The sequence below is a fragment of the Desulfomicrobium macestii genome, assembly GCF_014873765.1.
GTDB classification, from domain to species: Bacteria; Desulfobacterota; Desulfovibrionia; order Desulfovibrionales; family Desulfomicrobiaceae; genus Desulfomicrobium; species Desulfomicrobium macestii.
On sequence record NZ_JADBGG010000019.1, the window covers coordinates 20,549 to 44,891 of the forward strand.

At 58.1% G+C, this 24,343-nt stretch carries 24 protein-coding genes and 1 tRNA gene; 13 read left to right on the forward strand and 12 right to left on the reverse strand.

The genetic code is table 11. From position 1 onward, the window contains the following. Positions 1 to 558: 558 nt before the first annotated feature. From H4684_RS12600 to H4684_RS12635, 8 genes are all read left to right on the forward strand, one after another. Positions 559 to 1,566 carry a TRAP transporter substrate-binding protein gene (locus H4684_RS12600; protein WP_192624004.1) on the forward strand — a complete coding sequence of 336 codons (1,008 nt, stop codon included), beginning with the start codon at positions 559 to 561 and terminating at the stop codon, positions 1,564 to 1,566. A 151-nt stretch (positions 1,567 to 1,717) separates the two neighbouring features. Continuing rightward, the gene (locus tag H4684_RS12605; protein WP_192624005.1) at positions 1,718 to 3,616 is read left to right on the forward strand and encodes a TRAP transporter large permease; all 1,899 of its coding nucleotides are present in this window, start codon (positions 1,718 to 1,720) and stop codon (positions 3,614 to 3,616) included. A 91-nt stretch (positions 3,617 to 3,707) separates the two neighbouring features. Next, a complete protein-coding gene (locus tag H4684_RS12610) occupies positions 3,708 to 4,547 on the forward strand; it encodes an amidohydrolase family protein (RefSeq protein ID WP_192624006.1) in 840 nt (279 codons plus the stop codon). 328 nt (positions 4,548 to 4,875) lie between these two features. After that, on the forward strand, positions 4,876 to 6,450 hold the full coding sequence (locus tag H4684_RS12615) for a methyl-accepting chemotaxis protein (protein WP_192624007.1): 1,575 nt from the start codon (positions 4,876 to 4,878) through the stop codon (positions 6,448 to 6,450). Positions 6,451 to 6,545: 95 nt separating this feature from the next. Then, complete coding sequence (locus tag H4684_RS12620; protein ID WP_192624008.1) at positions 6,546 to 7,262, forward strand: substrate-binding periplasmic protein; 717 nt, start codon at positions 6,546 to 6,548, stop codon at positions 7,260 to 7,262. A gap of 321 nt (positions 7,263 to 7,583) precedes the next feature. Continuing rightward, positions 7,584 to 8,297: a substrate-binding periplasmic protein gene (locus H4684_RS12625; protein ID WP_192624009.1), complete on the forward strand. Its 714-nt coding sequence runs from the start codon at positions 7,584 to 7,586 to the stop codon at positions 8,295 to 8,297. Between the two features lie 89 nt (positions 8,298 to 8,386). Then, entirely contained in the window at positions 8,387 to 9,133 is a 747-nt protein-coding gene (locus H4684_RS12630) for a sulfite exporter TauE/SafE family protein (RefSeq protein WP_225940413.1), read from the forward strand. Between the two features lie 107 nt (positions 9,134 to 9,240). Continuing rightward, on the forward strand, positions 9,241 to 10,260 hold the full coding sequence (locus H4684_RS12635; RefSeq protein ID WP_192624010.1) for a nucleoside phosphorylase: 1,020 nt from the start codon (positions 9,241 to 9,243) through the stop codon (positions 10,258 to 10,260). Positions 10,261 to 10,518: 258 nt separating this feature from the next. Here the strand turns inward: H4684_RS12635 and H4684_RS12640 are convergent, their stop codons facing one another. The 6 genes from H4684_RS12640 to H4684_RS12665 all read right to left on the reverse strand — a co-directional run bounded on the left by H4684_RS12640 (position 10,519) and on the right by H4684_RS12665 (position 14,023). After that, a complete protein-coding gene (locus H4684_RS12640) occupies positions 10,519 to 10,893 on the reverse strand; it encodes an iron-sulfur cluster assembly scaffold protein (protein ID WP_092191313.1) in 375 nt (124 codons plus the stop codon). Continuing rightward, a complete protein-coding gene (locus tag H4684_RS12645; RefSeq protein WP_153304608.1) occupies positions 10,890 to 11,042 on the reverse strand; it encodes a hypothetical protein in 153 nt (50 codons plus the stop codon). Before H4684_RS12645 ends, H4684_RS12640 begins: the two co-directional genes overlap by 4 nt. Positions 11,043 to 11,108: 66 nt before the next feature. Next, a complete protein-coding gene (locus H4684_RS12650) occupies positions 11,109 to 11,720 on the reverse strand; it encodes a response regulator transcription factor (protein ID WP_192624011.1) in 612 nt (203 codons plus the stop codon). Continuing rightward, positions 11,705 to 12,958 (reverse strand): PAS domain-containing sensor histidine kinase, encoded by a 1,254-nt coding sequence (locus tag H4684_RS12655; protein WP_143077861.1) that lies wholly within the window; start codon positions 12,956 to 12,958, stop codon positions 11,705 to 11,707. Before H4684_RS12655 ends, H4684_RS12650 begins: the two co-directional genes overlap by 16 nt. Before the next feature lie 5 nt (positions 12,959 to 12,963). Further along, the gene (rnk, locus tag H4684_RS12660; RefSeq protein ID WP_092191306.1) at positions 12,964 to 13,386 is read right to left on the reverse strand and encodes a nucleoside diphosphate kinase regulator; all 423 of its coding nucleotides are present in this window, start codon (positions 13,384 to 13,386) and stop codon (positions 12,964 to 12,966) included. 16 nt (positions 13,387 to 13,402) lie between these two features. Further along, a complete protein-coding gene (locus H4684_RS12665; protein ID WP_192624012.1) occupies positions 13,403 to 14,023 on the reverse strand; it encodes a hypothetical protein in 621 nt (206 codons plus the stop codon). A 15-nt stretch (positions 14,024 to 14,038) separates the two neighbouring features. On the opposite strand from H4684_RS12665, the gene H4684_RS12670 reads away from it, so the two are divergent. Further along, entirely contained in the window at positions 14,039 to 15,112 is a 1,074-nt protein-coding gene (locus H4684_RS12670; RefSeq protein WP_192624013.1) for a lipid II:glycine glycyltransferase FemX, read from the forward strand. Between the two features lie 187 nt (positions 15,113 to 15,299). Here H4684_RS12670 and H4684_RS12675 read toward each other — a convergent pair whose 3' ends face one another. Together H4684_RS12675 and H4684_RS12680 are read right to left on the reverse strand one after the other, a co-directional pair. Beyond that, positions 15,300 to 15,635 (reverse strand): helix-turn-helix domain-containing protein, encoded by a 336-nt coding sequence (locus tag H4684_RS12675; RefSeq protein WP_092191300.1) that lies wholly within the window; start codon positions 15,633 to 15,635, stop codon positions 15,300 to 15,302. 291 nt (positions 15,636 to 15,926) lie between these two features. Beyond that, positions 15,927 to 16,412: a FlxA-like family protein gene (locus H4684_RS12680; RefSeq protein WP_092191298.1), complete on the reverse strand. Its 486-nt coding sequence runs from the start codon at positions 16,410 to 16,412 to the stop codon at positions 15,927 to 15,929. A gap of 308 nt (positions 16,413 to 16,720) precedes the next feature. Here H4684_RS12680 and H4684_RS12685 point away from each other — a divergent pair, with 308 nt between their 5' ends. After that, positions 16,721 to 18,799, forward strand: coding sequence for a methyl-accepting chemotaxis protein (locus H4684_RS12685; protein WP_092191296.1), 2,079 nt, complete (start codon positions 16,721 to 16,723; stop codon positions 18,797 to 18,799). A 202-nt stretch (positions 18,800 to 19,001) separates the two neighbouring features. On the opposite strand, the gene H4684_RS12690 is transcribed toward H4684_RS12685, so the two are convergent. Together H4684_RS12690 and H4684_RS12695 are read right to left on the reverse strand one after the other, a co-directional pair. Continuing rightward, the gene (locus tag H4684_RS12690) at positions 19,002 to 19,760 is read right to left on the reverse strand and encodes a slipin family protein (RefSeq protein ID WP_092191294.1); all 759 of its coding nucleotides are present in this window, start codon (positions 19,758 to 19,760) and stop codon (positions 19,002 to 19,004) included. 13 nt (positions 19,761 to 19,773) lie between these two features. Next, complete coding sequence (locus tag H4684_RS12695) at positions 19,774 to 21,231, reverse strand: NfeD family protein (protein WP_192624014.1); 1,458 nt, start codon at positions 21,229 to 21,231, stop codon at positions 19,774 to 19,776. 146 nt (positions 21,232 to 21,377) lie between these two features. Between H4684_RS12695 and H4684_RS12700 the strand changes: the two genes are divergently transcribed. Continuing rightward, positions 21,378 to 22,040 carry a class I SAM-dependent methyltransferase gene (locus H4684_RS12700; RefSeq protein ID WP_192624015.1) on the forward strand — a complete coding sequence of 221 codons (663 nt, stop codon included), beginning with the start codon at positions 21,378 to 21,380 and terminating at the stop codon, positions 22,038 to 22,040. Between the two features lie 161 nt (positions 22,041 to 22,201). Here H4684_RS12700 and H4684_RS12705 read toward each other — a convergent pair. Beyond that, positions 22,202 to 22,287: transfer RNA gene (locus H4684_RS12705), tRNA-Leu, on the reverse strand. A gap of 139 nt (positions 22,288 to 22,426) precedes the next feature. Between H4684_RS12705 and H4684_RS12710 the strand changes: the two genes are divergently transcribed. Next, a complete protein-coding gene (locus H4684_RS12710) occupies positions 22,427 to 22,636 on the forward strand; it encodes a hypothetical protein (protein WP_092191288.1) in 210 nt (69 codons plus the stop codon). Here H4684_RS12710 and rsmG read toward each other — a convergent pair. Further along, complete coding sequence (gene rsmG, locus H4684_RS12715) at positions 22,607 to 23,251, reverse strand: 16S rRNA (guanine(527)-N(7))-methyltransferase RsmG (protein WP_192624016.1); 645 nt, start codon at positions 23,249 to 23,251, stop codon at positions 22,607 to 22,609. The genes H4684_RS12710 and rsmG overlap by 30 nt on opposite strands. Before the next feature lie 161 nt (positions 23,252 to 23,412). On the opposite strand from rsmG, the gene H4684_RS12720 reads away from it, so the two are divergent. Continuing rightward, on the forward strand, positions 23,413 to 24,336 hold the full coding sequence (locus H4684_RS12720) for an ACP S-malonyltransferase (protein WP_192624017.1): 924 nt from the start codon (positions 23,413 to 23,415) through the stop codon (positions 24,334 to 24,336). Positions 24,337 to 24,343 lie beyond the last annotated feature (7 nt).

A 24,343-nucleotide genomic window follows, 5' to 3' on the forward strand; every position in this document is an offset into this window, starting at 1 on the left:
CACAGATATGCTTCGGGATTATTGAACTGTCTGCTCCTGAGCATTCTTTGTGCCAAACCTCATAACTAGATGAAAAGACACACTTTCCGGGATTATGGCGCCTTCCCGGTCTTTTGAGAAAAAAATAACGAAACGCACCTGTCGCAAATTTGCAACAATGCATGGAAAAACTTCTTTTGAGGTAAAAAAAGGGTTGCAAATTTGCGACGAGATGCTCAAAATTTACTACCAAAACGGTCGCAAAAACCCGAAGCCAACTTGAAGAGCTTACGAATGACACCGCTTTGTGATTTAATTCTCAAAAGCAGCGCATCTGACAAGAACCCTTCCCAGTAGTTGCAAATTTGCAACAACACCTCCCCAGCCCTGCCGCATTTATGCACTGCACAAACCCAAACACTTGAATTTAAATGATTTTAATGTGTCGCACTTTTATTTAACGGCTTTTTTCTTGGCATGCATTCTGCTTTTGGGTGTCCAATACCCGTGACCAGAGGGCGACAGCCGGAAACATTGCCAGGCAGTGCTGGTCAAAACTCAACACTTTCGGAGGAATACATGAAGAAGATCGTTTTAGCCGCGTTGGGCCTCATGGCCGCAGTAGCTTTGACCGGCCCCATCGACACGGCCCATGCCGGCAAACCCCTTACCTTGCGCATTGGCCATCCCATGGCCCCTGGCAACAATGTCACCCTGGGTCTCGAGAAGTTCAAGGAACTGGTAGAAGCCAAGAGCGACAAGAAGATAAAGATTCAGATCTTCGGCAGCGCCCAGCTCGGCAGCGACCGCGTGACCACGGAAGCGGCCCAGGCCGGCACTCTGGACATGTCCTCCTGCTCGTCCCCGAACATGGCCAGCTTCGGCAAGGCCTACATGGCTCTGGACCTGCCCTACATCACCTCTCCCAAATATCAGCAGAACCTCTACAAGGCGCTCGATGAAGGCGAGCTCGGCCAGGAACTGGAAAGAATTTCCAACGAAATCGGCCTGACCACCATAATGTACAGCCAGTACGGCTACCGCAACTTCGTCAGCACGAAAAAGCCCCTGAGAACCGTGGCCGACCTCGCCGGTCTCAAGGTCCGCACCACTGACTCCCCTGTCGAGGTCGAGGTGGCCAAGGCACTGGGCATGAACCCCGCTCCCGTGGCCTGGGGCGAAGTCTACACTGCCTTGCAGCAGGGCACCGTTGACGCGGAAGGCAACACCTTCTCCCTGCTCAATGACGCCAAGCACACCGAAGTGCTGAAGTACGCCATGGACTCCAACCACAACTACAGCATGCATATCCTGCTCATGAACAAGAAAAAGTACGACAGCATGACGCCGGAACAGCAGAAGATCATCCGCGAAGCCGCCCACGAAGCCCTCGTATGGCAGCGCGGCATCACCGACGAGCTCGAAAAGAAAGCCTGGGACGCCTTCAAGGAAAAGGGCATCGAAGTGACCATCCTGAGCGACGAGGAACGTGCCAAGCTGAAAGAACTGACCGCCCCCGTGCGCGACGAGTTCGCCAAGCAGGTGCCCGCAAACCTGCTGCAGTTGATCATGGACACCCAGAAGTAATTGAACCGTTCACCTGCCGCCGGACAACTCTCACTCTCCGGCGGCAGGCGGTTCCTGAATTTTTCAAAAGGAAAGAAGCATGCCTGTTCACCGCCTAGCCCAAGACTGGCCGATCGGTGCAGCCCGCTGCGGCAAGGCATAGGGAGATGACATGGAACAGAATATCAACTGCGGCACACTTCCGTTGAGCGTAGTGGACTCCGCCCCCGAAACCAGAAACATCTGGAACTGGATCGACGAGAATTTCGAAAAGATCTTTCTCGTAACCGGCCTGCTGGCGATCATACTTTTCATCACGTTCCAGACGACATACAGATACATTATCGTCCACTTTGCCAGCTCTGCGGGCGCTGCGGTATGGACCGAGGAACTGTCCAGGTTTGTCTTCATCTGGATCACCTACCTTGCCCTGGCCGTCGCCATCAGAAAACGCAGCTCCATCCGCATCGACATCATCTATGATCGGCTCCCGGCTCGGTTGCAGAATGCGAGCTGGATCGTCGTAGAGGTCTTCTTCCTGATCCTCACCCTGACCATCTGCTGGTTCGGCTGGACTCAGATCGAACGACTCAGGGAATTCCCGCAGGTTACCACCGCGCTGAGAATTCCTTACATCATTCCCTACATGATCCTGCCGCTGGGCTTCGGGCTCATGGCCCTGCGCCTGTTGCAGAACCTGGCCGCACAGGTGAAGATATGTGGTCCCCTGGACACTTTCCTCGCCCTGGTTTCCGCCGCCGCCGTCATCGCTCCCGCCGTGCTGGCCGAATACATCGAGCCCCTGCCGGCCCTGTTCGGCTACTTTGCAGTCCTTTGCTGCATAGGGGTTCCCATTGCCATCTCACTGGGCCTGTCCACCCTGGCCACGGTCATCTGCGCCGATACCCTGCCCATCGAATACCTGGCCCAGACGGCCTTTGCTTCCATCGACAGTTTTCCCATCATGGCCATCCCGTTCTTCATCGCCGCTGGCGTATTCATGGGTGCGGGCGGCTTGTCGCAACGGCTGCTCGCCCTGGCCGACGAAATGCTCGGAGGACTCTACGGCGGCATGGCCCTGGTCACCGTCGCCACCTGCATGTTTTTCGGAGCCATCAGCGGCTCCGGCCCAGCCACCGTCGCCGCCATCGGCGCGCTGACCATCCCGGCCATGGTCGAACGCGGTTACGACAAGTTCTTTGCCGGCGCCATCGTCGCGGCGTCGGGAGCCATCGGCGTGCTCATCCCCCCGAGCAACCCCTTTGTCGTCTACGGCATCTCCGCCCAGGTCTCCATCGGCGACCTCTTCATCGCAGGCATCGTGCCCGGCATACTGACGGGCCTGGTACTCATGGGGTATTCCTACTTCTACGCCAGGGCCCGCAACTGGCGCGGAGAAGCGCGCAAAAGAACCATGGCCTCCCTCTGGGCCGCCGTCTGGGACGCCAAGTGGGCGCTCATGGTTCCGGTCATCGTCCTGGGCGGCATCTACGGCGGCATCATGACCCCCACCGAAGCCGCCGCAGTAGCCGCATTCTACGGACTCATCGTCGGAGTCTTCGTCTACAGGGAAATCAACGTCCGCAGACTGGTGAACTGCTGCGTCGAAGCCTGCGAAACATCGGCGACCATCATCGTGCTCATGGCCATGGCCACGCTCTTCGGCAACATCATGACCCTGGAGGACGTGCCCGGCACCATCGCCCGAGCCATCCTCAGCTTCACCGAAAGCAAGATCGTCGTGCTGCTGCTCATCAACGTGCTGCTGCTCATCGTCGGCACCTTCATGGAGGCCCTGGCCGCCATCGTCATCCTCACGCCGATCCTGCTGCCCGTGGTCACGGGCGTGGGCGTCTCGCCCCTGCACTTCGGCGTCATCATCGTCGTCAACCTGGCCATCGGCTTCATCACCCCGCCCGTGGGCGTGAACCTCTTCGTGGCCAGCGGCATCTCCAAGGCCAAGCTGGAGTACCTGTCGCGAGCCGTCATGCCCATGCTGGCGCTCATGATCCTTGTGCTCCTCGTGGTGACCTACATCCCCGAAGTGCCGCTCTTCTTCATCTCGAAATAACGCACCCGCAACAAATGCCGCCGGACATTCCGGCGGCACTTTTCAAACCCGGCTGACGCACCCGTCAGGCCCGGATAAGGAGACTTTGTCCATGAAAATCATTGATTTCCGTTTCCGCCCCAACACTCCTGAAATAATCAACGGCATTAAAAACAGCGCCATGTTCAAGGCAGCCTGCAAGGCCATCGGGTTCGACGCCCGCCAGGCCCAGCCCCTGGACGAGATCGTGGCCGATCTTGACCGGCGCGGTGTCGAGCGCGCGGTCATCACCGGCCGCGACTGCGAAACCACCTACGGCTCCCCGGCCAACAACGGGAGCGTGCTGGAGTTCTGCAAGGCCTATCCCGAAAAATTCATCGGTTTCTGGGGCATCGATCCACACAAGAAAATGGCCGCCGTGCACGAAATTGTCAGGGCCGTCGAAGAGCTCGGCATGAAGGGCATCGCCATCGACCCCTACCTGGCCCACATCCCGGCCTGCGAGGCCCGGTACTATCCGCTGTACACCAAGTGCGCGGAACTGAACCTGCCCGTATTCGTGACCATGGCCCCTCCGCCGCAGGTTCCCGGCGCCATCATGGACTACGCCGATCCCCGTCACGTGGACCAGGTCGCCCGCGATTTCCCCGAACTGACCATTATCATGAGCCATGGCGGCTATCCGTACGTCAACGAAAGCGTCTACGCCTGCCTGCGCAACGCCAACGTCTACATGGATTTCTCGGAATACGAGCGCGCGCCCATGGCCGACGTTTTCGTGCAGGCCATGAGCACCATCATCCAGGACAAGGTCGTCTTCGCCAGCGCCCACCCGTTCATCGAACTCGAAGACGCGCTTGACGCCTACGCATCCTTCCCCCTGAGCGACGAAGTACGCCGCAAGGTCATGTACGAAAACGCAAGCCGCATCCTGGGCCTTCACCGCAGCTAGCCCCTTCCTGAAGCCCCCTGGGAATGACGCCACGGCGCTTCCCAGGGGCTCAAAGAGCGAACTGCCGGCGCAACCACAATCCTTTTGAGACCATCCGAACCTTCCTTAAAGTGCCATGAGCGTGGCGCTGTACTTCACTACGACTTTTTACAGGCGAAATGACTTAGACCAGAACCAACCATATAGAATATAAAAAGCACTGAAATAAATTGAAAAATACTTAAAAGAATAATAACTTAAAATTTATTATTTATTATAAGCACACAATTATAATAAGTTCAAAATGTTCTTGAAACACATAAACTTTAATACTCTTTAGGAACGTTCGATGAAAAAAAAACGCAGCTTGCAAATTCTTATGGTAGGCTTCACTGCAGCTATCGTTACTCTTGTTTTGAGCGGACTTGGAGCCATGGACTACATCCGTGAACGATCAGAACTGACATCATCACTGGATCAGGACATGCAAATCATCTCCGGAAGATTGGCTGTAAACCTGATTGCACCGCTCTGGGACATGAATGCGGATGGAGCCAAGGGCGTCCTGGAAAGTGAAATGACCAATCGGAATCTTTACGCCGCAACGATCATGCACAAGGACAAGCTCATTACCGGAGTGGTGCGGGATGAAGCCTGGAATACCGTCTCTCTTGAGAGTCTCGTGGAGCCTGGGAACTATGAAACAATCACGATTCCTCTGGTTTACGAGAAAAACGGCAAAAAGACCGACTTGGGCGAACTCACACTGTTCATGAGCAAAAGGTTCCTGAACGAGACGCTTCGCGAGACACTGCTGGCCACGATACTGCGCGTCATCGTGGTGGACGCCATACTGGTCCTTGGCATCGTGTTTTTCGTTCGGCGCACTATCACGCGCTCACTGCAGGGAATGATTGCCATGCTCAAGGATATCGCGGAGGGCGAAGGCGATCTGACCAGGCGCCTTGAAGACAAATCCGGAACGGAAATCCAGGAACTTGCGGACTGGTTCAACATATTCATCGATAAAATCCGAGCCATTATCGCCGAAGTGGTGGACAACGCCCAGCGCCTTGAAAAGTCTGCCCAAAACCTTCTGCAACTCTCCTCCACCCTTTCAACATCCGCCGAGGCAATGACCGGACAATCGAATAGCGCCTCGACATCATTGAACTCCATGAGCGGCAACATGAATTCCGTGGCTTCCGCGATGGAAGAGTTCGCGGTCAATATCGGCACGGTGGCCGCTTCTTCCGAGGAAATGAGTTCAACCATTCATGAAATTTCGCAAAACACCGCCAAGGCCAAGGACATCACGGGAAATGCGGTGCTCAAATCCACCGAGGCTTCAGCCAGAGTCAACGAACTCGGCAACGCCGCGCAGGAGATCAGCAAGGTCACCGAAACCATCACGGCCATATCCTCCCAGACCAATCTCCTGGCCTTGAACGCAACCATCGAAGCCGCCCGGGCCGGAGAGGCAGGGCGCGGCTTTGCTGTTGTGGCAAATGAAATCAAGGAATTGGCCATGCAAACCGCTCGGGCCACCGAGGAAATCCGGGAGAAAATCCAGGGCATTCAGAGCGCAACCGGAACCACTGTCGGCGAAATACATCATATCAGCCAGATCGTCGGCGACGTCGACCAGATCGTGGCCACCATTGCAGCGGCTGTCGAAGAACAATCCGTGACGACCCGCGATATCGCCGACAACGTTGGGCAAGCGTCCCAGGGCGTCAAGGAGGTGAACGAAAATGTTGCCCACGCGGACACTGTTACTCGTCAAATTGCACGAAGCGTTGACGATGTCAGCGGCACTTCAGGGGACATCTCCAACATGGCCGGGACAGTGCAGGAAAATTCCGAAGCATTGAGCGCTCTGGCGAAAAGCCTGAACTCTCTTGTCGGCAAGTTCAAAATCTGAAGGCCAAGGAGATCTCCATACCAAGGGGAATCCCAGGCATGATGATAAATCCAGTTTATCCATTCAACACGTTAACGTAACAACATGGAGGAAGAATGAAAAAGATCGCATTATTATTTCTTGCGGCGTGCATGCTCATCCCGGCAATAGGCATGGCAGCTCCGGAGTACACATTTGTCCGCATTGAAAACCTTCCAGAACAGGAGATCGGCGAACGCCTTCTCAAGGAAGTCTACAAACGCGCCGGAATTGAGATCGAAGTCGAAGCCATGTCCGGGGTCCGCGCCCTGGAAGCTGCGAGCTCCGGGGAAAAAGACGGCGAGGCCCTGCGCATCTGGAGCGTCGGCGAAAAATATCCTTCGCTGATTCGCGTTCCAACGCCACTGTCCGCGCTCACGACCCAGGCATTTGTCAGGAAAGACAGCAACATCACAATTTCAAGTCCTGACGAGCTCAAAAAATTCTCCATTGCCATCACGCGTGGCGTAGCCCACACCAAGGACATCACAGCCGGCCTGGAAAATGTGCACGAGGTGCCAAGCGAAGATTTGCTCATGCCTTTCGTCCAGGCAGGCCGCGCCGAAGTGGCCCTCACCAGCCTTGAAAACGGCATGGTCATCCTCAAAAATGCAGGGATCAATGACGTGATTCCCGTGGAAAAACCGCTCAAGGTTCATCCGCTCTACCATTATGTCCATGAAAAGAATAAGAATCTGGTGGAAAAGATCGATGCAGTAATCAAGGAAATGACTGCTTCCGGCGAACTTGAAAAACTTCAGAAACAGTACGCCGCAGACATTCTCAATAATTAGAAAGCTAAAAAGGGAGGCACCATGGCGGATAAGCCTGAAGCCTCCCTTTTTTACATCCGAAAATAAACCAAACATCACGTGTAATAATTTATAAATATTACAATACGACGCTACAAAAAAAAGAATAAGCCCCATTATTCAAGGAAATGACGACTTCTTCGTAATTATCTATTTCAAGATATTTCAGTATAAAGATTAAAATCAGACCGCATAAATATAAGAATTACAACATTAACATTCACTCATTACGACACAATAAAACATAAAAAAATAATAATAAAGTCAATTTATTGCTTTCAAATTATTAAATAAGGACTCTGTGTGAGAATGATAATTTCTCTTGCCTTGTTTATTTTATGCCATAATTTTGCACTTGCCGGGGGAAATTATACATTTGTTCGAATAGAATCACTCGCGGAACAGGACATTGCTGAAAATATTCTGAAACATATTTACAAAAAATCAGGGATGGACATCAATATAATTTCATTTCCAGGAAAGAGAGCGAACCTGGAAGTGACAACAGGGCGTGCAGATGGAGAGACCTCGCGCATATATAATTACGGCGAAATCAACACAGCCCTTATCAGAGTACCTACGCCATACGGAACTCTCAAAACTACCGCTTTTGCTCCACGTGAAAAAAAATTGGTCATCAAATCGATTGACGACCTGAAAAATTTCAGAATAGCCATCGTTCGCGGAGTCCAGCACACTGCGGACATTACCAAAGGCATGCAGAACATTGCGATCTTGAACGATATTTGCGCAATGATGATGTTCGTCAAAGTGGGCCGCGCCGACATTGCGTTGACCAACACCCTGGCAGGAATCGGCGCCCTGAAAAAACTGAAGATGGACGACATCGTCGCTGTAGGCACGTTGGAAGAACTGGATCTGTATCACTATCTCATCCCAAAACACCGAAACATGGTCCCGGTTGTCGATGCGGCAATCCGCGAAATGATCGCGACCGGAGAACTCGAAGAACTTGAGCAGCGGTATGAAAGGCAATATCTGGAAAATATCAGATAGCCCCGAGGCACGACCTGGAACAGCGCCTTCCCGTTCCCGGTTGAGAGACTGCACAAGCCCTAACACCCGAACCGAGCAGAGCTCCTCACATGAATATCGACTTTTCACACGCCTTTCTCACCACCATGTTCGGCTGGCTCCTTGGCGGCTTCGTCAACGGCATCGTCGGCTTCGGCGCGGCCCTGGTGGCCATGCCCATCGTGGCGGCTGGACTCGACATGCAGCTGGCCGTCTCCACCTGCGGGCTGGTGGTCCTTTCGCTCAACGTCCAGATGGCCTGGAATTACCGGCAACACCTTGACTCCTGCGGCATCCGCGCCCTGTTTCTGGGCGGACTGCCCGGCGCCGTCAGCGGCGTGCTGATACTGAAAAACGTCCCGGAATCCGGATTGAAACTCGGGCTTGGCGCCCTGCTCGTGGCCTATTCGATCTGGGGCCTGAGCGGCACGCAAGTGAACAAGCGGAAGCTGGCCGCGCCTTGGGGCATGCTGGCCGGATTCCTCTCCACGGGCCTCGGCACGGCCTTCGGATTCAACGGCCCGCCCCTGGCCGTGTATCTGTCCCTGCGCGGCGGCACGCAGCAGCAGATCAAGGCCGCCCTTGGCGCGTTCTTCATCGTCAGCGGCCTCTTCATCGTCGCGGCCCACGCCTTGGCGGGGCTGTACAGCGCGCACTCATTGACGCTCCTCGCGGTGGCCCTGCCTTCGGTATCCATCGGCGCGTGGGCGGGGATGCGCGTTTCCGGACGGATGCGGGATCTTATTTTTCAGCGGATACTTTTCCTGATGATCCTCATCATGGGTTTGAACATGGCCGTGAAGGCGCTTGGCGCATAATTCACGCCTGCGTGACCTGCCGTGCCCATGGCCTGCCGTGTCCTTGCCCTTCCGTTTCAATGGACGCGACACTGGCCAGCCGAAAAAAACTTGGATAGATGCCGGCCATGAACACGAAACCCGGTCTTTTCCCCGCCTCGCCCTGCTCCGCCGCCGACCTGCCCATCGATGCCGATGGTCGCATCTATCATCTTCAGATCACACCCGAGCAGCTCGCGCCGGACATCCTGCTGGTCGGCGACCCTGGTCGGGCCGAATTCATCGCCCGGACCTTCCTGCACGACCTGGAGGTCGAGCGGGAGCACCGGGGCCTGGTCACGGCCACGGGCACGTCCCGCGCCACAGGGGGCCGGGCCACGATCATCTCACCCTTGCGGACCACCGTTGCGACTTCGGGCATGGGCACCCCTTCCCTTGAAATCGTGCTCAACGAGCTGGTGGCGCTCTGCGAAATCGACTTCGCCACGCGCACGCCCAAGCCGCTCTTCCCCAGGCTGCACATCATCCGGGTCGGAACTTCCGGGGGCCTGCAGGCGTCGACGCGGCTCGGCACATCCATCATCACCGCCTACGCGTTAGGCATGGACAACACAGGCCTCTTCTACGAAACGCCCTGCCCGGACCAGACCTGCGCGCGCCTGGAACAGGAACTGGCGCACGTGATCGAGAAGGCGGCCAGGCCGGACTCGCGGTTCCGGGGAAAAATCCACCCCTACGTCTCCCGCGCCGAACCGGCTGTGGTCCGAGCGCTGACACAAGCCGCACAGGAACTTGGAGTTGCCGCCAGAACAGGCCTCACGGTCTCAAACAGCGGTTTTTTCGTGCCTCAAGGCCGCGACATCTCACGGCTGCGCCCAAGCACGCCGGAGCTGGACAGAATTTTCAGCGAATTCGATCCCGGTCTGGACGGAATGCGGGTCGAGAACATGGAAATGGAAGCAAGCTTTCTGCTGCACTTTCTCGGCGGGCTGGGGCACTGGGGAGGGGCAATCTGTCCGGTCATCGCAAACAGGCGCCACAACACCTTCGATCACGATTACCTGACCGCCATCGAGGGCGCGACAAAGACGGCGCTATTGGCCCTGGCCGCGCTTTCAACGCGTCGGGATTCAGCATTGCGGGACTAGAATGACGGAGTGGATCCCCGCCTGCGCGGGGATGACTTGCGGGCAGGCGGGGAGCGCGAATCAAGAGCGGTCCATGTCTGAATTTGGCTCAAAACGAACCAAAACATTACGAACAGCCTGTCAGGGTACACCGCAAACAAAAGTCGTCAGCCCCTTGAAGAAGGGGATCCATGAATTTTTAAGTATCTGAAAATAAAGAATTATCCTGATGGATAAATGATGTCTGCGGGGCTCTTGCGACTTTTGAAGTGGCCTTGGCTACGGCTCGGGCGAACAGGCCGTGATCGACCTCACGCCCGCGTCGACGCAGATTCTGAGGATGTCCTGCAAGGCGGCATCCTCACGCTTGGGGGAGGGAAAAAGGGCCAGGATGTCCTGCTCCCGCAGAGCCTGGGCTTCCTCCACGGTTTTTTGCAGCACCTCGTCGCAATAGGCCGATGCGCAGACAAGGCCGTCGCCGGGGATGTTGGTCAGAAAACCCACATCAATGATCCTGCCGTCGCGCACGGCCACGAAGATCTCCACGAACCGGCCGCAATCCTCCCAGCGCCCGGCCTGACAGGCCCAGCCGGGCATTCCCAGATGCGGGGGATCGAAGGCGCGCAGTTCAAGATCTTCAAGGCTCAAGCTCATCGTCGATTCTCGGAGTTTTTGCGGTTTATGAAGTCAAAATTGTCCGGCAGCGATCGGCTCGGGCTGCGCTTCCTTCCGCCCAGCATGAACAGCGACAACACCAATCCCAGAAAGCCTGCCAGTAAAAACAGTGTGCCAATCTCTTCCATGATTATCCTTGATTTGTAGCCTGTCCGGCGGGCCTTACGCAACCTTGTCGGATTTCTCCGACATGATCACATGCCTGCCGGACCATGTTCGAGCATGAAGCGAATGAGCCCGGAGGTGGTGCCGATGCCAAGTTTGCGCATGGCCCGGGTGCGATAGGTGCTGGCGGTCTTGACGCTGACGCCCATGGCTTGGGCGATGGCGGTCATGGTTTCGCCTTGTGCGAGCCTGCGCGCCACGTCGCGTTCCTGACGGGACAGGGTGTCCATGATCGTGGCCGGCCTGCGCGAGTCGAGCAGCGAGGGGTTGACGTAGATGCCCCCGTCCAGGATGGCGGTCATGGCCTCTTCGAGCTCTTCGGGGGCGGAATTCTTGCTCAGATATCCGCGCGCGCCCATGCTCAGGCACCTTTGGGCGTATTCGATCTCATGATGCATGCTGAGCATGATCACGGGCAATCCGGGATCATGCTCTCGTGCGAACTCCAAAAAATCGAGACCGCTTCCGTCGGGCAGTGAAATGTCCAGAATGACGAGATCAAAACGCGTGTCCCCGAGGACCAGACGCGCCTCATGCAGGGTGCCGGCTTCCGAGAATTCACAGTCCGGAAAACGGTCGATGATGATGTTCATGGTGCCGCGCCGCACCACCGCATGGTCGTCCACTATGAGCAGTCGCATGAGCCACTCTCCCCGGTCAGGGGCACCCTGACCAAAATTTCCGTTCCACCCTTGGGCAGCCGCGCGATGGCAAGACTGCCGCCCGCCAGCCGGACCCGCTCGCGCATCCCCAGCAGCCCCAACGACCCGGACGACTCGGCCTGGTCCGAAGTTATGCCCCGGCCATTGTCAGCCACGCGCATCACGAACTCGCCATCCCCGGCCTGCACGCTCACATGCAGGCGGCTGCAACCCGAGTGCCGCGCGGCATTGGTCAGGCACTCCTGCAGCACCCGGTACATGGCGGTGGCCAGATCGCCTGGCAGGTCGGGGAGATGGCCGAGCTGCTGGTCAACGCGAAGCCCGGAGGCCTGCGCGAAGGTCCGGATCTGCCAGGCCACGGCTTCGACGAAACCCAACTCGTCGAGCATGGGCGGACGCAGCTCCCGCGAAATGCGGCGCACCGTTTCAAGGGTCCCGGCCACCAGGGCGCGCAACTCCGCGAGCTGGGCGAGCCGCCCGTCGTCCGGGTCATGAAAGGAGCGTTCGAGGCGATGCAGGCCCATGTTCATGGCGGTCAGATCCTGCCCCAGAATATCGTGTATCTCGCGCGAGATGTGCGCACGCTCCTTCTCGATGCGGTCCTGCAGGTATCCGGAGAGGGCGCGGTATCTCTCGCGGGAAAGTTCCAGCTCGGCCGTGCGCTCGCGGACCCGCTCCGCAAGGTTCTGCCTGGCCTGGTCCAGGCAGATGCGGGTCTGCACCCGTTCCGTCACGTCCCGCAAGGACAGGCGCCAGCCCTGAAAACGACCGCGCGGATCAAAGACCCGGGTCGTTTCCTGGGACAGCCAGATACGGGTTCCATCCCGGCGGCAAATGCGAAAATCCATGGCCGGGATATCCTGTGCATGGCCGGTATCCATGGCCTGTCGCCATTTCACAAAATCATCGGCGTCGATGATCCGCGCGAAAAAATCCGCATCGCGCAGCGCTTCCCCGGCCGGATAGCCCGTCACCCGCAGACAGGACGGAGAGACATAGCGCAGCGGGCCGCCAGCCTCCATCCAGATCTCCAGATCATAGGTGAAATCTGCCACCGTGCGATACATGTGCAGCAGCGTTCGTTGGCGGGACCTGAGGCGCGGAATCAAAAGGCGGGATTTCATGGGTACCGTATGGATCAGAAGCGGCCGGGAAGCAAGCCCGGCCGCTTCCAAATCGCGGCGGCAAAAGCGCACCGGGCCTTGGCGATCGGTCACGGTGCTCAAAGATCGAATTCCCCGGCTCGTTCGGGCTGATAGACAATCTCCTCGATCCGCACCCGCAGCATTCCTCCGCCGGGTCTTGGCCACTGGATTTCATCGCCGATGGACAGCCCGAGCAGTGCGCTGCCCACCGGGGCCAGGATCGAAATCGTCGAGCCCGGCGCGTCGGCGGGACCGCTGGAACCGGGATAGACGAGCGTAAGACAGAACTCCTCTCCGGCGGGCATGAGCTTGAATTTGACGGTGGAGTTCATGGTCACCACGGTGGGCGGCACATTTTTCGGGTCGACGATGATGGCGCGGTCCAGCTCGTCCTCAAGATCGGCTTTGCCCGCAAATCCCCCCTTCGGCAGGGAGTCGAGAAGTATTTCAAGACGCTCGGCGTCAAGAGAGGTTATGGTGATACTTGGTTTTCTGTTCATGATTGTCCTTATGCACTCATTCTTTTTTTTGGCGCGTAGCGCATGCAGTCAACACAGATAAATCCGTGTTCATGCGACAGGCAGCGCGCGAAAGAAGACATTCGTCCGGAAAGATGAAAATCGTCAAGCTTGACAGAATATTCTTACAAATCGATTTCATTTTCTTGAAAAAAAAGCACTCGAATAAAAAATATGACGCACATATAATTTCATGTTGAAATAATTTTTCCGACAAATAATTCATCTCATTTTTTTTACTTTGCAATAAAACACGCATTTCTTTGAGAAAGGTTCTTGAAAACTGATTTTTGATAAAAAACGTCCAAGACAAAACAACCAGACTTGCATGAATGTAAAAATGCGTATAGTAGATCGCCATCTTTTGAATCCGGCATTCCCTGGGGGAGGCTTCCGCGCGGAAGCCTCCCCTTCGCTTTGCCCCTAACGGCTTGCCCGACGCCGAATCCCTGCCGAGGAGGAAACCATGGCCTTTCGAATCACAAACAGCCCCACTGCCAAAACCCGGCAGTTTCATCAGCGCATCTGAATCTGAATACCCTTGCAGCAATTGCCTTGGGGGGGGGATGCGTCGATGGCGCATCCCCCTTTTTGTTGCCCGAAAATCAACTAAAAACATCGACAGGAGCCTGAAATGCTGGATCTTTCCGTAAAAAAACCGGAGGCGCTTCTGCCTACCGACATCTTCTTCCAGACCCCCTACTGGGCGCAGGTCAAATCCCGGCAGGGATTCAAGCCCCTGGCATTCGACCTGGAATCCAGGAAATGCGGAGATGTCCTGGTGCTCTTGCAGCCCTTGGGCGACAAGAAGGTCGCCGTGGTCCCCCAGGGGCCGGAGTACGCTCCCGATGAGGAAAACTACGGCCCGTTTCTCGAGGATTTCTCCCTGGCTCTGGGCAAGGAACTGGGGCCTGAGGTGGCCTTCATCCGCTACGACCTGCCATGGAAGTCTCTCTATGCCGACGAGATGAGAAAGCGGGAATGGACCGCGTTTCCGGAGCCCAGAATCAGGGAGATGCGCATGAACATGGGCACCCGGCACTGGAATATCCGCAAAGCGTTCACGGATCTGACCGTGGCCAGCTCACTGGTGGTGGATCTCGACGGAAACGACGATGCGCTCCTTGCGCGCATGAAGGCCAAGACCCGCTACAACATAGGCCTGGCACAGCGCAAAGGCGTAACGGCACGCACGGTCAGCGCGGAGAACCTTCCGGAATTTCACGCCCTGTACTGCCAAACCGCGCAACGCAACGGGTTTGCGCCGTGCAGCTTCGAGAACTTCGCGGCCCTTTTCAAATGCCGACTGGCCGCAAGGGGCAATTCGGAGCTTGTCTTTCTGCTGGCCGGCCACGGGAAGGACAATCTGGCCGGGGCCATCATTGGCATCTCGGGCAAGGCGGCCAATTTTCTCTACGGAGCGTCTTCAAACCAGAAACGCGGCCTCATGGCTCCCTATCTCATGCACTGGACAGCCATGACCCTGGCCCGCGATCGCGGTTGCCTGACCTATGAGATGGGCGCGGTCTCCCCCGGCCTTGACCCCGCACACCCGTTTCACGGCATGTACCGCTTCAAGACCGGATTCGGCGGCAGGATCGAACTCAGAAGCGGCTCCTGGGACTTCCCCCTGGACCAGGATGCATACCGCAGCTTCTGCAACGCCGAGGGCCTGACCCGCTACCGGTCCACGCAACGCGCGTCCTGACACGGGCCGGGGCTTCAGGCACCTTGTTTTTGGATTTGTGTGGGGATGCGGATAAAATGGATCGCTGCGGAAGCAGGAATTGCTCAGGCTTTCATGACAACTGAAGGATTTGGCGGGAGCGATTCCGGGCGCGTTACCGACAGGCTCACAAGGGGCGCCGGAGAGAAATCCGGCCCCCTGTCTTTCGTCAGTCCAGAAACACTTTCCAGTTCATGTCCAGAGCTTCACCCAGTTTTTTGGCCATGCCCTTGCCTATGGGACGGGCGCCGCGCTCCATTCCGGAGATATGCGACTTGTGCACACCGATGACGGCGGCCAGGGCAGCCTGGGTCATCCCGCGCAAACCTCGGGCCCCGGCCAGCACCCTGCCCGCAGTGGACTCGGGGAACACCTCGTCGGCCGGAACATTGGCCTCTGCCGCGTCCACGATGGCCCTGGCCACGGCATCGACGCGATCAGCGGAGATGGCGGCACTGATGACCACCAAACCGTCAGTACGGAGCGTTTTCGTGAGTTCCAACATACATGATCTCCACAAGGACAGCTACTTTGTTGCGCACCTGCCACACAACCACATAAGAAGGGTTTGATTCGATTTTTCTTCTGGAATTATTGATGAGGCCCGGGAATATACCAAAAACGGATAATAATCTGTAAGAAACAGGCGTGTTATGGAAAAACCAATAGAATTATGTATCCGTTGCAACACCATGCGTACGGACTCACAGGCCAGCGATTTCATCCGTCACGCCCTGTCACCGAGAAGGGACGCCATCCCCTCCTCGGTGGCGAAACGCCGTTATTGGGCAGGCGGCTAGGCGTCCTGCAACTGCTCCGTCATGAGCTGCTGCAGCTGTTGCTGCAACTCCTGGATCTGCTGCAAATACGGGGCGGCCGCGCTTTGCTTCTGTTCGGGAGGCAGGTCGCTGTCCATGATGTGCTTGACCTTGTCCATGAGGGCCTTGATGCGCTTTTCGATATCCTCGACCTGGCTGCCCGACCCCGAATTGCTCGCTGCTCCGGAGCTTTCGCCGGCGTCGACGCCCTTGACCGACGTACTGGTCGTGCCATCAGATCCCTTGCCCACAGGCGCCGTTGCCGCGACGGAGGACGTCCCTTGCGAGTCATCCCGGTCCATGGCGCTGACCTGCTTGCTTCGGAAATACTCAAGCAGGCGCTTGGCCTCCGATGAAAGACTGACCGTATCCCCCTGACTTGCCTGTTTGTTTCCGGTTACGCGCTCCCGAGCCGGATAGCCTGTGCGCATGGTCATGACTGATTCCGTGCCGCCGATCTCCATGTTCCCTCCTTGCCGGCAGGAATATACTGCCGCATTGCGAACCAAATTGTCAGTTGAAGCAAAAATCGTGCATGAAGGCACAGGCCAGCAGCCTCGGTCGCGGCAATTTACCGGCGACTGCTCCGAAATCGCGGTTTGAGTTACAAGCGTATCTAAATATGGATTTTTTTATGACTACGTGTTTTATGTAGAACGCGCCGGACGCATCCATCGGCATCCCGCGTTCCGAAGACCCCGGCCATCAGGCCTGAAAACACCCGCCGCTCGTGGCTACCCAATTATCATCATGCTGAAACAAGGAGAAACGCATGCTGAACCGATTCAAACTGCGCTACAAAATTCTTATTCCCGTGGGCGTGGTTTCCGTCATGATTTTCGGTCTGATCATGTTTCTGGTGCAAATGCAGATCAAGGAAAAGGCCGTCCAGGACATCCGCAATCTTTCACTGGAGATCAGTCAGCGTTACGCGAACATGGTCAAGGGGGAACTCGACGCCGCCATCGGGGCCGCCAAGGCCATGGCGGCGGCGGTTGCCAACGAGCGCAGCCAGAACATCCCCGAGCGGCCGGTGGTGACGGGATTGCTGCGCAAAACCCTGGAGGCCTTCCCCGGAATTTTCGGGACATGGACGGCCTGGGACCCCAACGCGTTTGACGGCCGGGATCATGCGCACGTGAGTGCCGACGCCCTGCACGAGGAGTCGGGACGATTTCTCCCCTATTTCATCCGGGGACAAAAGGGGATCGAAGAGACCCACACCACCGCGTCCGCCTCTTCGAGTCGCGACGACGCCGACAAATGGTACTGGTATCCCTTGCAGAACGGAAAAATGCTCGTGACCGAACCTACGGTATATGAAGTCGCGGGCATGGACCGCATGATGATAAGCGTATGCGTGCCCCTGACCGAAGAGGGAACGGGCGTGGTCGGCCTGGACTTGAGCCTTGAGAACCTGCAGGACGTCGCCTCCCGCATCAAGGTTTTCGATGACGGATACGGCCTGCTGCTGTCGGACACGGGAATGATCGTGGCCCACCCGGACAAGGCCAGGATCGGCCAAAACTTCTCCGAATTTCTGGTCGGCGCCAACAAGGAAAGCGTCGCCAAGGCCCTCAAGGAAGGCTCCCAGGCCTTCTTTTCCCAGAAGTCCGAATCCTCCGGCCTGGACATGCTCTACTGCATGACTCCCGTGGCCCTGGAAGGAGCCGAGGGCGCCTGGAGTTTCGTGGTCGGCATTCCCGAGGACAAGATGTTCGAAAACGCCCGCAATGTGCAGCTTCTGCTATTGGGGCTGAGCCTGGGCGGCCTGGCCCTGCTGATCGGCGCCGTTTTCGTCATCACCAGGCAGATAGTCCTGCCGATTGGCCGCATGGTGACCATGCTCAAGGATATTTCCGAAGGCGAAGGTGACCTGACCAAACGACTGGAGGCCGACAGCAAGGACGAAATCGGCGAAATGGCCCGTTATTTCAACGCATTCGTCAGCAAGCTTCAAGGCATCATCGGTTCAATCAGCGATAATGCCGGAACCTTGACCTCGTCCGCCGCGGGCTTGTCGAACATCAGCGAAAAATCCTCCCGGGGCGTCCAGGACCTGGCATCCCGCACCACCACCGTGGCGGCAGCAGCCGAGGAATTGAGCGCCAACACCATCTCCGTGTCCTCCAACATGGAAGAGACCTCGACAAACCTGAGTTCCGTGGCTTCGGCCACCGAAGAGATGAGCACGACCATCAACGAGATTGCCGACAACACGGAACGCGCGCGCTCGACTACGGACACAGCTTCCAAGAAGATCGACACCTTCTCCGGAATGCTCCAGGATCTGGGCACTTCCGCCAACGAAATCGGCAAGGTCACCGAAGCCATCAACGACATCTCGGCCCAGACCAACCTGCTGGCCCTGAACGCCACCATAGAGGCGGCCAGAGCTGGTGAAGCGGGTCGGGGTTTTGCCGTTGTCGCCAATGAAATCAAGGAGCTGGCGCAGAAAACAGCTGCCGCCACCGACGACATCAGATCAAAGATCAGCGGCATCCAGACGGCAACGGGCACCGCCGTCAACGATATCCAGAGCATCGTGCAGGTCATTCAGGACGTGAACGACATCGTGACCACAATCGCCGCCGCCATCGAGGAGCAGGCCATGGCAACTCGCGAAGTGGCCACCAACATCGCCCAGGCCACGACCGGCGTTCAGGACGCCAATTCGCTCATCGCCCAGATGTCCACCGCATCGTCCGACATCGCGCAGGACATCACCAATGTGGATAATGTCACCAGCGAACTGCGCCAGGGCGGAGAACTCGTCCAGGAAAGAGCGCTGGAGCTGGCCCAATTGTCGGAGCAGCTCAAGATGCTGGTGGGGCAATTCAAGGTGCGCTGAGGCAATGACCCTGGCGGTGCCGGGATTTCCCGGCCCGCCCCTGCTTGAAGCGGACCAGGAGCCTGCCGTCAGAAAGAGGCCGGAACAAAAAGCCCTGCGACGATCAATTCCGGATCATCGCAGGGCCTTTTTCATGTTCGATCGCGAGTCGTCTCTGCCTCGCGCCCGCGTCCTCGGGACGGCAGTTCTGCCCGGAGAGGAGCTAGGACTTTCCGCCAAACAGGGACTTGAGCGTGTCGATGGGGACCGGGAAGACGATGGTCGAGTTCTTCTCTCCGGCTATTTCCCCAAGAGTCTGGAGGTATCTGAGCTGGATCGCGCTTGGGCTCTCGGAGAGCTTTTCCGCCGCCTCCACCAGCTTCTGCGCGGCCTGCTGCTCGCCTTCGGCGTGGATGACCTTGGCGCGCCGCTGCCGTTCCGCCTCGGCCTGCTTGGCGATGGCCCGGATCATGGATTCGTCGAGATCGACATGCTTGATCTCCACGTTGGAGACCTTGATTCCCCAGCCATCGGTCTGGCGGTCGAGAATCTTCTGGATGTCCTCGTTGAGCTTGTCGCGCTCGGCCAGGATCTCGTCGAGCTCATGTTTTCCGAGCACCGAACGCAAGGTTGTCTGGGCCAGCTGGCTGGTGGCGTCCATGAAGTGCTCGACCGCGATGATGGCCTTTTCCGGATCGATGACCCGGTAATAGACCACGGCGTTGACCCGCACGGAGACGTTGTCGTGGGAGATGACGTCCTGGGTCGGGACATCCATGACCACGGTGCGCAGATCCACCCGGACCATCTGCTGCACGAAGGGGATGAGGATGATCATGCCCGGCCCCTTGACCTTGTCGAACCGGCCCAGGGTGAACACGACTCCGCGCTCGTACTCGCGCAGAATCTTGATGGTATAGTAAAGTAGGACGACCAGCAGGATGACGCTGAAGGTCACGAATTGCAGAAAATAGGGATTCATGCGGTTCTCCTTGTCATTGGTTGCCGTTGCCGGTTGGCGCCGGGGTGACGGAAAGGACGAGCCCCTCGTCCTCCATGGCCACGATGCGCACCTTGTCGCCCTGGCGGATCGGATGCCCTGACCGGGCCGACCAGTTCTCGCCCTGCAGATGCACCCGTCCGAATCCGTCAATGAAATCCTGGATGGCTTCAGCCTCAAGGCCCACCATGGCCTCGCGGCTGCTCAGGCGCGGCTTGCGCAAGGTGCGCGCCGCGACCCAGACGATACCGCCGAAGACCAGGGCCGAACCAGCGCCCATGCCGGCGATGACGCCCGTGTTGATGCGGAATTCGGGAATATCGCCCTCGAACAGGATGACCGATCCGAACACCACGGCAACAATGCCGCCAATGCCCAGAATCCCGAAGGCCGGGATGAAAAGCTCCACCCCGATCAGCGCGAGCCCCAGCAGAATGAGGGCCAGCCCGGCATAGTTCACGGGCAGAATCTGGAACGCATACAGGGCCAGCAGCAGGCAGATGCCGCCGATGACGCCGGGCACCATGGCGCCCGGATTGTAGCCTTCGAGGATGAGGCCGTAGATGCCGATCATCAGCAGCATGTAGGCCAGGGTTGGGTTGGTGATGATGGCCAGCAGCTCGGTGCGCCAGTCCGTCTCGATCTCGACCACCGTCAGGCCAGCCGTATCGAGGGTGCGCGTGCCGTCTGCCATGCGCACCTCGCGCCCATTCATGGCTTCAAGAAGTTCGGGCAGGTCCGCGGCTATCAAATCGATGACGCCCTGCTCCAGCGCCTCGGACGAGGTCAGGCTGACGGCTGCCCGCACCGCGCGCTCGGCCCATTCGGCATTGCGTCCATGCCGCTCGGCCAAGCCCTTGATGTAGGCCACTGCGTCGTTGACGACCTTGCGGCCCATGGCGTCGTCCGGCAGGTTTTCGGGTTCCTCCGTGGCGTTCGAGCCCTCTGTGCCGTTCTTGTCCGCGCTCTTTCTCAAGGCATCCCTTGCGCGCTCCCAGGCCGATGGCGACTTGTCGGAATCACCGCCCCCGATCTGAACCGGTGTGGCCGAGCCGAGGTTGGTGGCCGGGGCCATGGCCGCGATGTGACTGGCGTACATGATATATGTTCCCGCGCTGGCCGCACGGGACCCTGACGGCGCGACCCAGGTCGCCACCGGCACCTCGGAGGCCAGGATCTTGCGGATGATGTCTCGCATGGAAGCGTCGAGCCCGCCGGGAGTGTTGAGACGCACCACGATCACCTCCGCGCCGTCCCGCTCCGCACGGGTTATGTTGCGCACGATGTGATCGCGGGTGGCGGGTCCGATGGCGTCGTCGATGGTCAGGACATAGGCTTTCCTTTGCCCCGTATCCGCCCACGGCGACATGACAGACCCTGCCAGCGCAAGAAGAATGATCCCCGCCAGCAAGGCGCCTGATCGCAAGAGATATGGGTGTATATAATTGCGCATGGTTTACTGATAAGGCTATTTCGACTTGGATTCAAGGCTGAAGGTATTTTTTCGGACGTCTGCGAAGCCCGTCACGCGGCGCTTTGAGATTCAGGCGTTTTGTACTAGCGAATTCAGGGCAACCGACAATCATAATGAGGAGCAGCATGGGCAACCCGAAAACCGAGACAATCCGCCTGGCCGAAACCTACGCCGCCAAGGGCGACCCCGATGGCTGGTTCGAGGAGTTCTATGACCGGGCAGGTGGCGACATCAACCGAGTGTACTGGGCAGATCTGGAACCCAATCCCCTGCTCCTCGACTGGGTCGACGCGCATCCCGTTCCGGCAGGCAGGCGGGCCGTGGTGGTCGGGTGCGGGCTGGGCGACGACGCGGAGGCGCTGCGGGAGCGCGGCTACTCGGTCGTGGGCTTCGACATCTCCCCTTCGGCCATCGACATGTGCCGCAGGCGCTACCCAGGCAGTTCCGTGGAGTACGTCACGGCCGACCTGTTCGACCATCCGGCTTCGTGGCGGCGCGGCTTCGACCTTGTCTACGAGTGCAACACCATCCAGATCCTCACGGGAGCCAACCGGGTCAGGGCGCTCAGCGCCATCGCCGAACTGGTCGCACCCGGCGGCGAGGTCGTCGTCTCATGCCGCAGCCGCGCAATTGACGACCACTCGCAAACCTTCCCCATCGCCCTGGACCGCCACGAAATCGACGGCTTCGTGCGCGCGGGCCTGACCGAGACGCATTTTCTGGCCTACGACGACCACCAGGACCCACCCGTCCCGCATTTTTTCGCGGTTTACAGACGTTTGGTCTGAGTGTTGGTTCAAAGACGCCGGGGCAATGCGATGAACGATCGTTCCTCGGACTATGGCAACTGGTTAGGATCCCATATCCATTCCAAGTGGGAGAAATGACTGGGAATTGAGCGTAAAAAAAGGGTCCGCGATCTTGTTGATCGCGAACCCTTGTTTTTGCGTGGTACCGGAGGCGAGACTCGAACTCGCAAGGGGTTGCCCCCGGAGGATTTTGAGTCCTCTGCGTCTACCATTCCACCACTCCGGCGTGAGGAGTCGTTCTTATTGAAGCCGATGTTCAAAGTCAACCGGATTCTTGATAAAAATCCATGGCCGCCAGCTTTGACCATGCGGGGCTCTTGTGGCAGGTAAGGCCGGTTGAACCTCGCAAGCCCAAGGATGCCCCAATGCTAAGTGAAAAATTCCTGAACGAATTCGAAGAATACCTGACCTCCGGCCAACTGGAGGAGGATTACGGCTATTCCGCCGAGGATCGCAAGATCGAGATTCTTGAATATCTCGAACGCTTCATGGACCTGGCCGAGGAGGTCGACAAGGTTGCGACGCGCCTGCTCATGCCCCATCTCTCAGAAGTCATGCCCCCCAAGGGCGAATAGCCGGAAATATCGCTTTTTCCCGGCCACCGGATACTCCCGAACCAGCTCCAGGCTGTAGCCATCCACCGTATCGGTGGACGACTCGTTGCTCATCACCAGCACCCGGCCCTGCGGGGCGAGGCAGCTTCTGACCTCGGCGAGGAGTTTCTGCCATGGCATGAACGCGCGGCTGACAATGAGATCCGCCTCGCGCCGCGCCGGGGGCAGGGCCTCCATGCGGGCGCAGATGACCTTGGTCAGCGGCAGCTTCATGTGCGCCACGGCCTGTTCCATGAAGATGGCGCGTTTTTGCCGTGGCTCCACCAGATAATATTCACCCGACTGCCAGAAGACGCGCAGCGGGATGCCCGGCAGGCCTGCTCCCGCGCCCAGATCCAGGGTCTGGGCGGGCTGGGTCCGCAAGGTGTGCAGCAGGTCGGCCAGATGCCAGGAGTCCTGGATCAGGGTGTCCAGGATCTCTGTCCAGGTCGAGGGGCCGACCAGGTTCATGCGGGCGTTCCACTTGACGAGCAGGCCAAGATAGACGCTCAAAAGGCGGGCCTGGTCATCGGTCAGGACCCGTCCCAGACCCTGGGCCCGGAGGGCGACTTCACGGGCTTCCGGATGAGAATTCATATGCATTCCTTACGTTCACGGCAGGATCGGGTTGCGCTGGGCGTCACCTCTTGGGGCTTCTCCCGGGGACACAGCCCGGAAGGCGCGGCCCCGGGGGATTTTCCCTTTACCTGCGTGGGGGCTGCGGATACAAGCAGCTCAGTTTTTTGATTGGAGGAACAATGAGTACACAGAGCATCATTTTTCCGGGCCAGGGTTCGCAAGAGCCCGGAATGGGCCGGGATCTGGCGGAACACTGGTCCGAGGCCATGGACTTGTGGAAAAAAGCCGAACGCCTGAGCGGCCTGCCGCTGCGCGAAATATATTGGGACGGCGACGAAAACGCCATGGCGGTGACGCGGAATCTGCAACCCGCCCTGACAGTTGTCAACATGAACCTGTGGTGTTTTCTGGCCGAAAAGCTGAGCCCCGCCGGAGTCGCCGGACACAGTCTGGGTGAGTTCGCGGCCCTGTTTGCGGCCCGGGTCCTGTCCGTCGACGAAATTCTGGAGCTGGTCTGCCTGCGCGGCAAGCTCATGGACGAGGCCACGAACCAGGACGGACGCATGGCCGCCATCCTGAAGCTCAAGCAGGCCGTGGTCGAGGAACTGGTCGCGGCAGCCGCCAGCCTGACCGGACAGGAGATCCGCATCGCCAACTACAACACCCCGGGCCAGTTCGTGATCAGCGGACACGCCCAGGCCGTGGACCATGTCTGCGCGAACGCCAAGCCCCACAAGGGCCGGGCCCTGGTGCTGCCGGTCAGCAACGCCTTCCATTCCCCGTACATGAGCGAAGCCGGAGACGAACTGGCCAAATTCATGGACCGGCTGGACTGGCACGACCCGAAGATTCCGGTCTATCTGAATGTCACGGCCAGACCCGAAGCTGACGCACGGGCCCTGAAAGAGACCGTGAAGCGCCAGATGACCTCTTCCGTCCACTGGACCCAGACCATCGAAAACCAGTATGCCGACGGCATGCGCTCCTTTGTGGAGCTGGGTCCCAAGGGGGCCCTGTCGCGCATGATTTCGCAGATACTTAAAGACCGGGACGGGGTCGAAACCCTGTCCGTCAGCACTCTTGAACAAGCCGCTAGCCTTTGAGGAGACT